This window comes from Aeromonas enterica (assembly GCF_054052465.1).
In genome coordinates this window covers 98,862-114,302 of record NZ_JBSTYL010000002.1, presented here as the reverse complement: position 1 = coordinate 114,302, position 15,441 = coordinate 98,862, and the positions used below count along the sequence as shown (strand labels likewise).

Annotated in this window: 14 protein-coding genes; 10 read left to right on the top strand and 4 right to left on the bottom strand. The window is 60.0% G+C overall.

From position 1 onward, the window contains the following. Positions 1-7 precede the first annotated feature (7 nt). The 7 genes from pabC to ACW5XD_RS02695 all read left to right on the top strand — a co-directional run bounded on the left by pabC (position 8) and on the right by ACW5XD_RS02695 (position 5,997). A complete protein-coding gene (pabC, locus tag ACW5XD_RS02725) occupies positions 8-862 on the top strand; it encodes an aminodeoxychorismate lyase (RefSeq protein ID WP_456493513.1) in 855 nt (284 codons plus the stop codon). After that, on the top strand, positions 852-1,859 hold the full coding sequence (gene mltG / locus ACW5XD_RS02720) for an endolytic transglycosylase MltG (RefSeq protein WP_456493512.1): 1,008 nt from the start codon (positions 852-854) through the stop codon (positions 1,857-1,859). The genes pabC and mltG overlap by 11 nt, the downstream gene beginning before the upstream one ends. Then, positions 1,859-2,500, top strand: coding sequence for a dTMP kinase (tmk, locus tag ACW5XD_RS02715; RefSeq protein WP_456493511.1), 642 nt, complete (start codon positions 1,859-1,861; stop codon positions 2,498-2,500). The genes mltG and tmk overlap by 1 nt, the downstream gene beginning before the upstream one ends. Further along, complete coding sequence (gene holB, locus ACW5XD_RS02710) at positions 2,485-3,432, top strand: DNA polymerase III subunit delta' (RefSeq protein WP_456493510.1); 948 nt, start codon at positions 2,485-2,487, stop codon at positions 3,430-3,432. Before tmk ends, holB begins: the two co-directional genes overlap by 16 nt. A gap of 25 nt (positions 3,433-3,457) precedes the next feature. Next, on the top strand, positions 3,458-4,237 hold the full coding sequence (locus ACW5XD_RS02705) for a TatD family hydrolase (RefSeq protein WP_456493509.1): 780 nt from the start codon (positions 3,458-3,460) through the stop codon (positions 4,235-4,237). A gap of 376 nt (positions 4,238-4,613) precedes the next feature. Beyond that, positions 4,614-5,555 (top strand): site-specific integrase, encoded by a 942-nt coding sequence (locus ACW5XD_RS02700; RefSeq protein WP_456493508.1) that lies wholly within the window; start codon positions 4,614-4,616, stop codon positions 5,553-5,555. Positions 5,556-5,724: 169 nt separating this feature from the next. Further along, positions 5,725-5,997 carry a RepB family protein gene (locus ACW5XD_RS02695; protein ID WP_456493507.1) on the top strand — a complete coding sequence of 91 codons (273 nt, stop codon included), beginning with the start codon at positions 5,725-5,727 and terminating at the stop codon, positions 5,995-5,997. Between the two features lie 212 nt (positions 5,998-6,209). Here ACW5XD_RS02695 and rsmF read toward each other — a convergent pair whose 3' ends face one another. From rsmF to ACW5XD_RS02675, 4 genes are all read right to left on the bottom strand, one after another. Then, a complete protein-coding gene (gene rsmF, locus ACW5XD_RS02690) occupies positions 6,210-7,640 on the bottom strand; it encodes a 16S rRNA (cytosine(1407)-C(5))-methyltransferase RsmF (protein ID WP_456493506.1) in 1,431 nt (476 codons plus the stop codon). 130 nt (positions 7,641-7,770) lie between these two features. Beyond that, the gene (locus tag ACW5XD_RS02685; protein ID WP_456493505.1) at positions 7,771-10,323 is read right to left on the bottom strand and encodes an MlaD family protein; all 2,553 of its coding nucleotides are present in this window, start codon (positions 10,321-10,323) and stop codon (positions 7,771-7,773) included. 143 nt (positions 10,324-10,466) lie between these two features. Then, positions 10,467-11,075 (bottom strand): paraquat-inducible protein A, encoded by a 609-nt coding sequence (locus ACW5XD_RS02680; protein WP_103470758.1) that lies wholly within the window; start codon positions 11,073-11,075, stop codon positions 10,467-10,469. Beyond that, positions 11,053-11,685: a paraquat-inducible protein A gene (locus ACW5XD_RS02675; RefSeq protein WP_456493504.1), complete on the bottom strand. Its 633-nt coding sequence runs from the start codon at positions 11,683-11,685 to the stop codon at positions 11,053-11,055. The genes ACW5XD_RS02680 and ACW5XD_RS02675 overlap by 23 nt, the downstream gene beginning before the upstream one ends. Before the next feature lie 147 nt (positions 11,686-11,832). Here ACW5XD_RS02675 and prpB point away from each other — a divergent pair, with 147 nt between their 5' ends. From prpB to ACW5XD_RS02660, 3 genes are all read left to right on the top strand, one after another. Further along, complete coding sequence (gene prpB, locus ACW5XD_RS02670) at positions 11,833-12,720, top strand: methylisocitrate lyase (RefSeq protein ID WP_456493503.1); 888 nt, start codon at positions 11,833-11,835, stop codon at positions 12,718-12,720. Positions 12,721-12,731: 11 nt separating this feature from the next. Further along, positions 12,732-13,859 (top strand): bifunctional 2-methylcitrate synthase/citrate synthase, encoded by a 1,128-nt coding sequence (gene prpC / locus ACW5XD_RS02665; RefSeq protein ID WP_456493502.1) that lies wholly within the window; start codon positions 12,732-12,734, stop codon positions 13,857-13,859. 134 nt (positions 13,860-13,993) lie between these two features. Next, positions 13,994-15,439: a bifunctional 2-methylcitrate dehydratase/aconitate hydratase gene (locus tag ACW5XD_RS02660; protein ID WP_456493501.1), complete on the top strand. Its 1,446-nt coding sequence runs from the start codon at positions 13,994-13,996 to the stop codon at positions 15,437-15,439. Positions 15,440-15,441 lie beyond the last annotated feature (2 nt).

The following is a 15,441-nucleotide window of genomic DNA, read 5'->3' as shown; positions in this document are numbered from 1 at the left end:
GGACAATATGGGCCCGATACGTCAGTATCGGGCTTTTTTTATCGGAGGGATCCTTTTGCTTGTCAATGGAATGCAGACAGATGCTGTATCCGCCAGGGATCGTGGGCTGGCCTATGGGGACGGTCATTTCACCACCATGCTGGTCAGAAACGGTCAGATTATCTGGTGGCCGGCTCATCTGGCACGTCTGCAGCAGGCCAGTGCCAGACTCGGATTTGCCGAGATGGACTGGTCAACCCTGAGCCGCGAGGTGGCGCAGCTTGCCGCCGGCCAGACGCAAGCTGTCGCCAAGGTGATGCTGACCCGTGGCACGGGTGGCCGGGGTTATGATGGCAGCGGCTGCCAGACGCCGACCCGGATCGTCTCCCTTGCCGATTACCCGAGTCATTATCATGGCTGGCAGCAAAACGGCATTCCACTGCTGGTTTGCCAGCAAAGGCTCGGTGACGCTCCCATGCTGGCCGGACTCAAGACACTGAACCGGCTGGAGCAGGTGTTGCTGAAAAGCGAACTTGCGGCGCGTTCGGGAGTCGAAGGTATAGTCTTGAACAGTCGGGGATTTCTGGTAGAAGGTGTCAGTGCCAATCTGTTTTGGCGCCGTGGCAAGACGGTGTTTACACCGGATCTTTCTCACTGCGGTATTGATGGCATCATGCGGCGCCATGTGATGGGGATGCTAAAACAGATGAGTATTGAACTGCGTGTCGTGGAGGCTCCGCTGGAGTCACTGTGGCAGGCCGAAGAGGTATGGCTGACCAATACCCTGATGGGCATAGTGCCGGTGAGCGGCATCGGGGATACCCAGTATCCCAGCCCGGTATTGATCCGCCGTTTACAGGAGCGTTTGGTCATTGAAGTTTAATCGGCTTTACACCCTGCTCGCGGGCGCGGCACTGACAGTCGCCGTGGCCGTGGCCGGGGGCTATGTACATTACAAATGGCAGCAGGTGGAGACGCTCACCAACAAGGGGCCGACGCGTCTCTTTACCGTCGAGAAGGGAGCCCACGCGGCGCGTTTGATCGCCGAACTGGGGGAGGGAGAAACCAGCCCCTGGGCGGTGCGACTCTGGTTGCGAGGCCATCCCGAGCTGGTTGCCATCAAGTCTGGTACCTACGAGATCAAGGAAGGGGCGCCGCTCAAGGAGACCCTCTCCCTGTTCGCCTCCGGCAAGGAGTTTCACTTCAGCCTCACTTTCGTCGAGGGGTCCCGTTTTGAGGATTGGCTGAAGCAGCTCTCCGGCGCGCCCTATCTGGAGCGGCTGACCGTGGAGCAATCTGAAGCCGACCTGGCACAGGAGCTCGGCATCGACAATGGCAAGCTGGAGGGCTGGTTTCTGCCGGAAACCTACGCCTATACCACTCATGCCAGTGATATCTCGATCCTGCGTCGAGCCTATCAGGACATGAAAGCTTTCCTGCAAGAGAGTTGGGACAAACGCCAGGCCAATCTGCCCTACAAGACCCCTTATGAGGCGCTGATCATGGCCTCCATCATTGAAAAAGAGACGGGGCAGCCAGAGGAGCGGGCGCAAATTGCTTCCGTGTTCGTCAACCGCCTGCGCCTTGGCATGAAGCTGCAGACAGACCCCACCGTCATCTACGGGGTCAAGGATCGCTACGATGGCAATATCCGCCGCAGCGATCTGACGGACGTGAATCCGTACAATACCTATGTGATCGACGGCTTGCCGCCCACGCCCATCGCCATGCCGGGCAAGGCCTCCATCGAAGCGGCGCTCAACCCCAAGGCGACCGATTATCTCTATTTTGTCGCCAAGGGGGGCGGTGCCCACTATTTCTCCAAGACCCTCGATGAACACAATCGGGCGGTTCGCGAATACATATTGAAGAAGCCCTAATGTCTAAATTTATTGTGATTGAAGGACTGGAAGGGGCAGGGAAGAGCTCCGCGGTGCGTTATGTCACCGATTATCTGCAACGCCACGGCATAGACCAGATCGAATGCACCCGTGAGCCCGGGGGAACCCCGCTGGCCGAGCGGATGCGCGCCATCGTCAAAGAGGTGCACGACGAGCGCCTCACCATAGAGGCCGAGTTGCTGCTGATGTATGCCTCCCGGGTGCAGCTGGTCGAGACCCGGATCAAACCGGCACTGGCTGAGGGTCGCTGGGTGGTGGGGGATCGTCACGATCTCTCCTCCCAGGCCTATCAGGGTGGCGGACGTGGCATCGATGCGGGGCTCATCGGCGCCATCAAGCAGGCGGTGCTCGGTGAGTTCAAGCCGGATCTCACCCTCTATCTCGATATCGATCCTGCCCTTGGTTTGCAGCGTGCCCGCCATCGCGGCGAGCTGGACAGGATCGAACTGGAGCAACTCAGCTTCTTCGAGCGTACCCGATCGCGTTATCTCGAGCTGGCAGCCAAGGATGATTCCATCCGGGTGATCGATGCGGCGCAAACCCCGGATCAGGTCAAAGCGGCTATCGAGCATGCCTTGGCCCACTACTTGTCGAATGAGCATCTATGTATCCCTGGCTGATCCCCGACTGGCATGCCCTGAGTCAGACGGCCCAAGCGGGTCGGCTGGGCCACGCCTGGTTGTTGCTCGGCGATCCCGGTCTTGGCAAGGCGCAGCTGGCAGAACGATTGGCGCGCTTGCACCTCTGCCAGCAGCCGGATCGGGGGGAACCCTGCGGCCAGTGCCACTCCTGCCAGCTGTTTGACAAGGGTCATCACCCGGATCTCGGCACCCTGTCTGCTGACAGCAAGACCATAGGGGTCGAGGCCATTCGCGAGATCTGTGCCCGTTTGCAGAACTCGGCCCAGCTCGGCCGGGGCAAGGTGGTGATCATCCCGGATGCGGAGCGCATGACGGAGTCCGCCGCCAACGCTTTGCTGAAAACGCTGGAGGAGCCGGCCGGTGACAGTCTCTTGCTGCTGATTGCCTCCCAGGTTTCCCGTCTGTTGCCCACCATTTTGAGTCGGTGCCACAAGCACGTCTGCCAGTTGCCGACGGAAGGGGAGACGGTGCGCTGGCTGGCTGAGCAGGGTCACCAGGCCACATTGGCCCAGGTGCGGATCTGTCAGGGGGCCCCGCTGCGGGTGCTGCGCTACATCGACGAGCAGCAGGACGGCAAACGCCGGGAGTTGCTGGAGAGTTTTGTCTCCCTGTCACTGACCCCGACCCGGGCCAGCCATGTCTGCAGCCAGTTGGCGGATGAAACTCAGGTCAGGTTGCACTGGTTGCAGCTGTTCTTGTGTGATGCACTCAAGACTCAGGCCGGCTGTGGTCATCATCAGTTGGCGATGCCGGATCTGGCGGCTCTCAGCCAGCAGTTGGCCGAGGGCAACTCCAGCGAAAAATTGCTGGAGGCGGAACAGCAGCTCGTGGCGCTCAAGGCCGCCTGCCAACCTGGCCAGCTCTCCAATCCCACCATTCATCTGATGAACTGGCTCAGCCGCTGGTTATAAATCTGACAAGACGCAAAGGTTCTTTATGTTACTCGTTGATTCCCATTGCCACCTCGATCGCCTCAGCTATGGCAGCAAGCAGACCGACATGGCCGATGTGCTGGCCAAGGCCGCGCAGCAGGACGTGGGATACTTTCTGTGTGTGAGCGTCACCCAGGCACAATTCCCGACCATGCTGGCGGCGATCGCCCCTTATCCCCAGGTGTTTGCTTCCTGTGGCGTGCATCCGCTCAATCAGGAACCCGGTGTCGATGCCGAGCTGTTGCTGACGCAGGCCAGCGATGAAAGAGTGGTGGCCATAGGGGAAACCGGGCTCGACTACTTCTACTCGCCGGAAAACAAGGAGGTACAGCAAGCCTCCTTCCGCGAACATATCCGGGTCGCTCGCGCCTTGAACAAGCCGCTGATCATACACACCCGTGATGCCCAGCAAGATACCCTGCAGATCATGCGCGAAGAGGGGGCCGAGCAGGTCGGCGGGGTGTTGCACTGCTTCACCGAATCCCTGGAGATGGCCGAGGCCGCGATGGAGATGGGCTTTTATATTTCCATTTCCGGCATAGCGACCTTCAAGAATGCGTCCGCGCTGCAAGCCGTGGTCAAGGCGCTGCCGCTGGAACGTTTGCTGGTCGAAACGGACTCTCCCTATCTTGCCCCCGTTCCTCATCGGGGGAGGGAGAATGAACCCGCCTTCGTACGCGATGTTGCCCAGTTCGTTGCCGACCTTCGCCAGATGCCGCTGGCCGAGTTGGCGGAAGCGACCAGCCGCAACTTCTTCGAACTGTTCAAGTTGGCAAAAAAATAGAAGACGAGGCCCCGAATAACGGGGCCTATTTATTTCAAATCATCCGCATACTTTCCCCTCGTCAGCATTGCCTACGCCACCTGTTATCTCTCACTTTTATTGAATGTCAGCGCAATGATATCGCTGATAAACCGGCCTACTAAAGATGATGTTGCTGCAGATGATCATCGAGGTTCAAAGGGTTTAATCAAGGTATCTATAAGTATCGATAATATTCATTATCGATACTTGATGTATGTAAAGGATCCTGTAAGATCTTCCTAAACTTCATATTGAATCATAGACTTACGTGGCTTATCCGACCATTTCCCCCCAAGCTCATCAGTCATTGCAGACTGTGTTCGATCCTCAGCTCAATAACCGGGCGAGACGCTTCTTGCGCAGCGCCAAAGCGGATTCAACCCTCAATGCCTATCAGGCTGACACCCGCATCTTCGTATTCTGGTGCCAGCTGCATGGGCTGGATCCACTGCAAACCACCCATCACGACATTATGAACTTTCTGGCAGATCAGGCCGATGGCATATTGGCGGACTGGGTCTGGCTGGACAAGGAAGAGGGCAAGGGGGAACTGCGCAACGGTGAACCGCGCAAACCCGCGACCCTGGTGCGACGACTGGCCGGGATCCGCTATGCCTTCAAGCAGAAGGGCATTCATCCCATGCCGACCGAGCATGCCGAAATCAAGGAGATGATGCGCGGCATAGTGCGCCTTGGCGATAACCGCAAGCGCAAGACGGGGGCGCTGACCCTGCAACCACTGGCCAGGGTACTCGATGAAATCGACACCTCCAGCCTGGCCGGTTTGCGGGATCACACCCTGCTGCTGTTGATGTTCAGTGGCGCCTTGCGTCGCTCTGAGGCGGCCAGAATCGAGGTCAGCGACCTCGATTTTGTGGGGCAGGGGATCCGGCTTCGCCTCAAGCCGAGCAAGCATCAGCTCCATGAAACCGAAATAGCGCTTATACCCGGCAAGCAGTATTGCCCCGTCTCGGCGCTGCACATCTGGCTTAAAAAAAGCCGGATCGGTGAAGGCGCGCTGTTTCGTCGCATGAACCGCTGGGGTCAGCTCACGCCGGAACCGCTCGGTCCGCAAGGCATCAACCTGATGATCAAGCGGCGCACCGGCCAGGCCATCGACGATCTCTATGTCAGTGGCCACAGCCTGCGACGGGGATTCATCACCTCGGCCGTCACCGCCGGCAAACCCATGAACAAGATTATCGAGGTGACCCGTCACAAGGACATGCGTACCCTGCAGGAGTATTTCGACGATGCCCACAAGTTCTCTGATCACGCACTGGATGGCTTGTTGTGACACTCCGCGCCACTGCATTTTTTATGTTAAATTGCATCTTGTTGATCTAATGATATATTTATCGCGCTTTGCCAAGGTGCCCGATGGGAGGGGAGAGTCCTCTTGTTCAGACAACAATACGTCACAGGTTAGAGATAACAAACGTTAAAGCAGAACATTGCAAGGTCATATGAGCCAGGAAATAAACATGAATGAGGCCCAAGAGGCGGCCCCGCACAACAATGCCGAGCGGCAACGCCAACATGTAAAGCGCAAGCAGGAAACCCACAGCCGGTTGCAGTGCTGGATAAGCAACCGTCACGCCGAGCGGCTACAGGCGTTGGGTTTGCACCTTGAAGACAGTCAGGCCTCGCTCATCGAGCAGGCGATCGACCTGCTCTATCAACATGAGCTGTCATCCCGACCCCAGGTTGAGCAAGAGATGGCGGAAGCACTCGAGTGAGAGGCAGGAAACAGAAAGTGCGGGCATAAAAAAAGCCAGGTACGAATTCCTTGTACCTGGCATAGGGGAATTGGCTCCTTGCAGAGCCGTGCGCTAACTGGTGTTCGGATAGCGTTAAGCTTAGACAAGGCTCAAGGCTTTTCAAGATCCGAGCAAAAGTTCAACCCGAGTGTGGGTTTTTAAGACTCGTTCCGACGCGAGTCATCACGCACTCAGGCGCCGAACAGATTGTTGTCGCGCACCAACTCGCGGGGCAGGGCATTCTTGACCCGGCTGCCAACCCACTTCCCCATACCCAGGGTATGACCCTGATAACGAACGATCACCTCGCCCGAGCCAGCTTCCTGCGCTGGCCAGACATCCCGCCCCATCATGAACTCCCGCGCATTGGCGCCGTCGAGTTCGATAATCCCGAGCGTGGCCTTGTCGCCATAAGCCAGTGCCCACTCATGGGTGAGGCGATACCCCTTCTTGAAGGTCTCCGCCAGCTTGATGCCGATGCGATCGAAACGCAGCTTGCCCTGCACCTGTTCAAACAGGTGAGGGAAGAGCCAGATCTCGTCGTTGCGACCAAACAGCTGACCCTGGGGGGCCACGCCAAAATTGGCTGCGATCTCGCGCAACATGAGCTCGGTCTCTTTGGCCGGCAGTGGCAAGAAGGGGAACTTGCCGAGTTTACCCGGCTTGAACATGGTGTTGGGCACCGAGTGATGCTTGCGCAATCTGGCGACAAAAAAACCTTCACTATCAAATATTTGGGGCCAAACATGCAGGTATCCTTCGGGCGTACAGGCCTGCTCCGCATTGGGGAACAGGTCGGCCAGCGAGTCAACACTCAGGGCATCGCCGAATTTCTCCAGCAGGGACTGACAGACTGCCTGGTTCTCCTGTTCGCTCAAGGTACAAGTAGAGTAGACCAGCACACCACCGGGTTTCAGGGCGTGAAAGGCGCTCTCCAGCAACCCTTGTTGCACGGCAGCAATCTCGTCGATGCTCTCGATACTCCAGTTGCGCAGGGCATCTTCATCCTTGCGTACCGTCCCTTCGCCGGAGCAGGGGGCATCGAGCAGTATGGCGTCGAAGGTCTCCGGCAACCACTGGCCAAATACCTTGGCATCGAAGTGGGTCATGCCCACATTGGTCACACCGCAGCGCTGAATGTTGGCGCTGAGCACCTTGAGCCGGCTGCTGGAATATTCGTTGGCGACCAGCATGCCCTGGTTGTTCATCAGGGCCGCGATCTGGGTGGTCTTGGAGCCGGGGGCGGCGGCCGCATCCAGCAGCATGCCATCCCGCTTGACCTGAGCGCTGGCAAATAGCGCCGTCACCGGCAGCATGGAACTCGCTTCCTGGATATAGAAGAGGCCACTCAGGTGTTCTGCGGTATTGCCAAGGGGCACGCTCTCGTCGCTGCGACTCAACCAGAAGCCGGTTTCGCACCAGGGCACGGGCTCGAGCTGCCAGCCCAGCGGTTGCATCTGTTCGACAAATGCGGGCACCGGGATCTTCAGGGTGTTGACCCGTATGCTGCGGCGCAGTGGGCGTCGGCAACTGGCCACGAACGAATCCATGGTGAGATGCGCTGGCATGATGGCCGCAATATGGTGCAAGAAGTGATCGGGAAGGTAGGTATTGTCGTGCACTGTGCCGTCTCGCTGACCCAAAAAGAGGGGCGATATCTTATCACAGGGGTAGGAATATTCTTAACGGCAATGAGCAAGGGGGGAAATGAACAAGCCCGGCGCTGGGCCGGGCTTGGAACAAGAGAGACTATCAGGGCTGGATGCGAGGACTCCACTCCTGCCACTCTTTCTCTGCCTTGCCATACAGCGGGTAGCTGTGGCCGGCCTTGACGGTCGAGCCCATTTCCCGCTCCGGGGTATTGAAGGCAATGCCGCCAGCCAGCAGGCTCTGCACAGTTTCCACCTCTATGGTGCCCCCGGTCAGGCCTATGTCGGCCTTGACCCCGGAAACATTCCAGAAGCGGGTGTTGGCCCGCACCAGATGGGTATATTCCTTGTCGACATTCACGTCGATCAGCACCTCGCTGCCATCGCGGGCCAGCGCCACCTTGGTGACGCTGCCCACCACCAGTTTGCGAAACAGCAAGGGGCTGCCGACGCTCAGGCCATTGACTGAGGGGCTCTTGAGGGTCAAGGTCAGACCAACCGGGCCACTCTGACTCAAGGGGAAGCGATCCTTGCCAGCCCCCTGACCAGGCAGGGCCTCCACGAAGGCCCCCTTGATCAGGGTGTCAAGGTGGGCGACGCCGCCCAGCCCCAACTTGGCCTGCACCAGGGTGAAGCGGGCGCCGGATTGCAGGAAACGCTCGGCATACTGCCCATCCAGCTCGGCCTTGAAGATCACCTGACCCAGCGAGGGTTCCAGCTCGATCTGCTCAATCTTGCCGATGTCGACCCCGCGATAGCGGATCGGGCTGCCGATACCCAGACCCGGGTTGCTGTCGGCTACCAGGGAGAGGCTGCGCACTTTCGCCTTGGCCTGCTCCTTGCTGTCAAACAACTGATGACTGCTGCGGCCGGTGCCGAGCCGATCGAACTCGATGGCTCCGCGCAGCAAAGTGGCCAGATTACCCACCTTCACCTGCACACCATCGACCCGCACCCGGGTATCCAGCGCCGGTTTTTTCCAAAATTGCGGCAGCTGGGAGAGCAGGGGGGCATAGACGCCATCGATTTCGAGCTCGATCTCGACCCCTTCCTTGGCGGCGCGCAGCTGCTTGACCTTGCCAGCCTCCAGTCCCAGATAGAGTACGGGGGAGCCGATGCCGATGCCATCGGCCTGTTCAGCTTTCAATAACCAGCGCTGGGGCTTGGCGTCCCGGGTACCGAGCAGGGCCAGCTCCTGACTCGGGTAGAGACGGTTGATCCGCTCGCCACTCGCCGCCTGCAGCAGCTTGATACCACCGCCGATCCAGGCGCTGGCCGGACTGGTTTCCACCTTGATGCCACTGAGATCGGCATCGATTTGCAGCGGCGCCGCCCGATAGAAACGGGCCCGTGCCAGCAGATGCTGATACTGGCTGCTGACCACCATGGCAACGCTGGCATTGCCCCTGGTATCCAGGGTCAACTGCCTGATCTGGCCGACCTGCAGCCCCTTGTACCAGAGCGGTGCCCCTTCATTGAGCCCCGCCAGATCGTCGGCCTGCAGAGTAACCTTGGTGCCACTGACCTGATCCTTGCTGCTCAAGGTCATGGCCCTGACCCTGTCACCTTCCACGTAGTCGAGGCGAATGGCCGGGCCGGTCAGCAGGCGATCCGCATGCTTGAGGCCGGCCGCACCGAGGGAGACTGACTCCCAGACGAGGCGGCTGTTGCCAGTGATCCGAAATGCCTGTTCAGGGTTGATCAACGCCGTCACCACCCGTCCCTTGTCGGTCAGGCGAATGGGGTCAATACGGCCAATTTCGATCCCTTCATAGAGGATGGGCATTCCCTCCTTGATCGGCAGATCGCCCGCCAGGATGTCGATCCGCTCACCACGGGCCGCTTCGGCCAACCCCTTGTAGAGGACAAAGGTCTGACCCTTTTCCGGCTCGGGGGAGGCTTTGGGGGAGTCAAACGCTATGCCGCCGCTGAGGATGGAGGTGAGGCTGCCGGCCTCCACATTGACCCCGGCCAGACTGAAGGAGCCCTTGATGCCACTGATGTTCCAGAAGCGGGTGTCGGCCTTGATGAGGTGCTCGAAACGCGGCTCGATCACCAGATCCAGGATCACGTTCTGGTTGTCCTGACCGAGACGGGTGTTGATGACGCTGCCCACCTCGATACCGCGGAAATAGAGCTTGGCGCCGATCCCGACCGACCCTAGCGAATCGGCGGTCAGGTGCAGCATGCGCCCTTGTGCCTGATAGCCGGGGGGAGGGCCATCCAGCGCATCAAACTCCTCTTCCAGCGGGTTGTTGTCCCGACCGGGTTGCAGGTTGATGTAGTTGCCGGAGACCAGAGTATCCAGGCCGGAGATCTCGGTGAGCGACGCCTTGGGGCTCACCAGCCAGAAGTCGGATCCCTTGCGGATCAGCGGCCGGGCGCGACTGTCAATCTTGGCCAGCACGGCTATTTTGCGCCCGTCCTCGGCCAGCTCCAGCTCCTGCACCACCCCGATGGCCACGCCCTGATAGCGCAGCTGGGTCTTGCCCGGCAAGATACCGTTGCCTTGGGCAAAGTTGATGCGAATAAGTTGGCCACTGCTCGCAAACTGCTGGTAGATAAAACCACCCGCCAGCAAGAGGGCAATAACGGGCAACAACCAGACTGGCGACAACCAGCGACGCTTCTCAATGACGGGTTCAGCCCCGATCATACCGACTCCTTAATTGGCTGAAATAAACAGCAGTTCAGATACAGACATATCATCACCCGCGCTTTGTCTTGCGACGGCGCAGGCGGTTATTCACCATTCGGTGCATCATCCACAAACGAGCGGAATGCATGCCCAATTGGGTGTCAACGGGCCGCCTTGTCCCATAGCAAGCGGGTATCCAGCATGCGGGCCGACATCATGGTCAGCACCACCACACCGGCAAACGCCGTGGCACCGGGCCCAGCCCGCACATTGAGCAACACACCGCGATCAACCAGGGCCACCATCAGCGAGATGACGAACAAGTCCAGCATGGACCAGCGACCGATGAAGTCGATGATGCGATACATGATGAGTTGGCGCTTGCGGCGCACCGGCTTGGTCCGCTGCAACTGCCAGCAGATCCAGCCCAGCCCCAAAATCTTGCCCACCGGCACTATGATGCTGGCAGTCAGCACTATGGTGGCGATCCCCGACATCTTGCTGCGATAGAGCATCATGATACCGCTGAAGATGGTATCGGACTGCAATAATCCCTTGTTGTAGAAGTGGGTGATGGGCAACAGGTTGGCAGGCAGCAACATGAAGGTGGCCAGCGCCAGCAAGCCCCAGGACCAGGCCAGGGAGTGGGGGATACGAACCTGCAACCGGCTGTGACAACGGGGGCAGACGCTGCCTGCCCGATAGCGCACCAGCAGGCCGCAGGTGTGGCAGCGGCACAGCCCCAGCTCACGAGCGCTGGTCTGGGACATGATCCGGCTCCTCCAGTGGCACGCGCTCCCAGTAGGGGGCCGGATCGAACAGGATCAGCAGCGTCATGTTGAGCAGCATCAGGATCCCCAGGCTCAGCAGGCCGCCGCCGAGGCGCACATCGGCGATGTCGATCAGCTTGAACAGGGCGACCAGCAGGCTGACGATGTAGACCTCCAGCATGGCCCAGTGACGAAACACCTCCACCGCCTTCAAGGTCGGCGCCAGTATGTGCCAGCGTTTGGCAAGGCCGGAGGCCAGCGCAAAGATCCCGAGCAGCAAACCCACGGGTGCCAGCACGGCGCACCAGAACACCAGCCCCGCCACCCAGAACTCGTGCTCGACCATCAGCACCAGGATCCCCTTCAGCAGGTTCGCATCCGAGTTGACGCCGGCCAGACGCAGGTAGATGAGCGGTTCGAAGAAGGCGGAGGGCAGCAGCAGGAACCCGGTGATGGTCAGGGCCATCAACTGGGAGGGGCGAAAGGCGTAGCGTCCATACAGATGCTGGTGACAGCGGGGACAGTGAGCGTGGCGGCGCAGGGGCAATAACTTGCGTTCGATCAGCAAGTCGCAAGCCGGGCAGACGATCACGGGATTTGGATCCGACATACGATTCAACCTGTTGAAGGAATTGGTGAAATTTACCCTAAAACCCGCGTCCTGTCTTGTCTGGCACCGTTCTGCCACGAAAGTATGATTGACGTTAACGTAAACGTGATATTAGATAGTCGAACCAGACAAATGAAAGGAGTCATGATGTCCAGCCTTACCCCCTCGGCAGGCCTGCGTTTTCGCACCGCCCTTGCCAACGAACGGCCACTGCAGATTGTCGGCACCATCAATGCCTACATGGCCCTGATGGCCGAGCGTAGCGGCTTTGCGGCCCTCTACCTCTCCGGTGCCGGGGTGGCCAATGCCTCCTATGGCCTGCCGGATCTCGGCATGACCTCCCTCAACGATGTGCTGATCGACGCCGAAAGGATCACCGCGGCGACCAAGGTGCCACTGCTGGTCGACATCGACACCGGCTGGGGTGGCGCCTTCAATATCGCCCGCACCATTCGCGCCTTCGAACGCGCCGGTGTCGCCGCCGTGCACATGGAAGATCAGGTGGCCCAGAAACGCTGTGGCCACAGGCCCAACAAGGCGGTGGTCTCGCAGGAGGAGATGTGCGATCGCATCAAGGCGGCGGTGGATGCCCGTGAGAACGGGGAGTTCGTCATCATGGCGCGCACCGATGCGCTGGCGGTGGAGGGGATAGGCCAGGCGCTGGAGCGCGCCGCCGCCTACGTGGCCGCCGGGGCCGACATGATCTTCGCCGAAGCGGTGACCGAGCTCGGTCAGTATGACAGCTTCAAGCAGGCCGCCGGGGTGCCCATCCTCGCCAACATGACCGAGTTCGGCAAGACAGAGCTGTTTGACAAGGAGGCGCTCGCCGCCCACGGCGTCGACATGGTGCTCTACCCGTTAAGCGCCAGCCGGGCGGCCAATCAGGCCGCGCTCAACGTCTACCAGCACATTCGCCAGGATGGTCACCAGAGAGCCGTCGTGGACACCATGCAGACCCGGGAAGCCTTGTATGACTTTCTCGGCTATCACCATTACGAGCAGACACTGGATCGTCTGTTCACATCCAGGGATTAGGAGGCAAGGTTATGGGACAACAGAAACCATTGGGCGGCGCCGGCCTGCGCGGTCAGAGCGCGGGGGAAACCAGCATCTGTACCGTGGGCAAGAGCGGTACTGGGCTCACCTATCGCGGCTATGACATCAAGGAGCTGGCAGATGGTGCCCAGTTCGAAGAGGTCGCCTATCTGCTGCTCAAGGGCGAGCTGCCGAGCGAACAGCAACTGCTGGACTACAAGCGCGAGCTACGTCGCCTGCGCAGCTTGCCAGGAGCCCTGCTGGAGGTACTTGAGCGCATCCCCGCCAGCGCCCACCCCATGGATGTACTGCGCACCGGCTGCTCCATGCTCGGCGATCTGGAGCCGGAAGAGGGCTTCGAGCACGAACATGAAGTGGCCGATCGCCTGCTGGCCGCCTTCCCTGGCATATTGATTTATTGGTACAAGTTCAGTCATGAAGGGGTGCGCATCGCGCTCGATACCGACGAGGAGTGCATCGGCGGCCACTTCCTGGCGCTGCTGCACCAAAAGGCGCCAAGCGAGCTGGAGCGCAGGGTGATGCACGTCTCCCTCATTCTCTATGCCGAGCACGAGTTCAATGCCTCCACCTTCGCGGCCCGGGTCTGCGCCTCGACCCTGTCCGACATGTTTTCCTGCATCACCGCCGCCATCGGCACCCTGCGTGGGCCCTTGCACGGTGGTGCCAACGAGGCGGCCATGGCGATGATCGAACCCTGGCAGGATGAGGCCCAGGCGCGACGCGAGCTGCTGGCAAAGCTCGCGGCCAAGGAGAAGATCATGGGTTTTGGCCACGCCGTCTATCGCACCTCGGATCCGCGCAACGTCATCATCAAGGCGTGGTCGGCCAAGCTAGCCGAGGCAGTGGGGGACACGCGCCTCTATCGCGTTTCCTGTGAGGCGGAGAAGGTGATGTGGGAAGAGAAAGCACTCTTCCCCAACGCCGACTTCTTTCATGCCAGCGCCTATCACTACATGGGGATCCCGACCAAGCTGTTTACGCCCATCTTCGTCTGCTCGCGGGTCACCGGCTGGTGCGCCCACGTGATGGAGCAGCGCGAACACAACCGGATCATTCGCCCGAGCGCCGATTACGTCGGCCCGGCTCCCCGTCATTTCGTCTCTTTGCAACAACGATAAGATGACGCGTCCTGCCATCGTCGACATCCACCACGGCTTGGTGCCTGCTCAAGCAGGTCGGTGTGGTTATATGTCGGCGATGGCCCAGTCGCTCGTCACGTCGTTCAATTCACAACAACGATAAGGAAATCACGATGTCCGCCAACGTCGACGTCAACCACAGACCCGAACCCGATCAGGTATTGGTCGATATTGCCGATTATGTCTGCAACCACCCCATCACCAGTCAGGCAGCCCTCGACACCGCCCGCTACTGCCTGATGGATACCCTGGGTTGCGGCCTGCTGGCTCTGCGCTTTCCCGAGTGCACCAAGCATCTGGGCCCCATCGTCCCTGGTACAGTCGTGCCCCATGGTGCCCGGGTGCCCGGCACCCAGCTCTGCCTCGATCCGGTCAAGGCGGCCTGGGATATCGGCGCCATCATCCGCTGGCTCGATTACAACGACACCTGGCTTGCCGCCGAATGGGGTCACCCCTCCGACAATCTGGGCGGCATTCTGGCCACCGCCGACTGGCTGTCGCGCACTCGCGTGGCCGAGGGCAAGGCAGCGCTGACCATGGCCGATGTGCTGACGGCCATGGTGAAGGCCCATGAGATTCAGGGGGTACTGGCGCTCGAGAACTCCTTCAACCGGGTCGGTCTCGATCACGTGGTGCTGGTGAAGGTCGCCAGTACCGCCGTGGTGACCCACATGCTGGGCGGCAACCGCGATCAGGTGATCGATGCGGTCTCCCAAGCCTGGGTCGATGGCCAGAGCCTGCGTACCTACCGCCACGCGCCGAACGCAGGTTCGCGCAAGAGCTGGGCGGCCGGGGATGCCACTTCTCGCGCCGTGCGTCTGGCGCTCATCACCATGAGCGGCGAGATGGGTTATCCCGGTGTACTGAGCGCGCCCAAGTGGGGCTTCTACGATGTGCTGTTCAAGGGCAACCAGTTCGCCCTGCATCAGGGCTACGGCAGCTATGTGATGGAGAACGTGCTGTTCAAGATTGCCTATCCCGCCGAGTTTCACGCCCAGACCGCCGTCGAGTGCGCCATGAAGCTGCATGGGGAAGTGAAAGGGCGGCTCGACGAGATCGACCGCATCGAGCTCACCACCCATGAGTCAGCCATTCGCATCATCAGCAAGGTGGGCGCGCTCAACAACCCGGCGGACAGGGATCACTGCCTGCAGTACATGGTGGCCGTGCCGCTCATCTTCGGGCGCCTGATTGCCGAGGATTACGAGGATGGCATAGCCGCCGATCCCCGCATCGATGGGCTGCGTAGCAAGATGGTGGTACAGGAGGACAAGCGCTACAGCCGCGAATATCTGGAGGCGGACAAGCGGTCGATTGCCAATGCCATCCAGGTCTTCTTCAAGGATGGCAGTCACAGCGCCAAGGTAGAGGTCGAATATCCGGTCGGTCATCGTCGCCGTCGGGAGGAGGGGATACCGCTGCTGGTGGAAAAATTCCAGCACAACCTGGCCACCCGTTTCCCGGCCAAGCAGGTACACGATATCCTCACTCTCTGTCAAGATGGCAAGCGGCTGGCCGCCACACCGGTCCACGCCTTTATGGATCTGCTGGTGATCTGAGC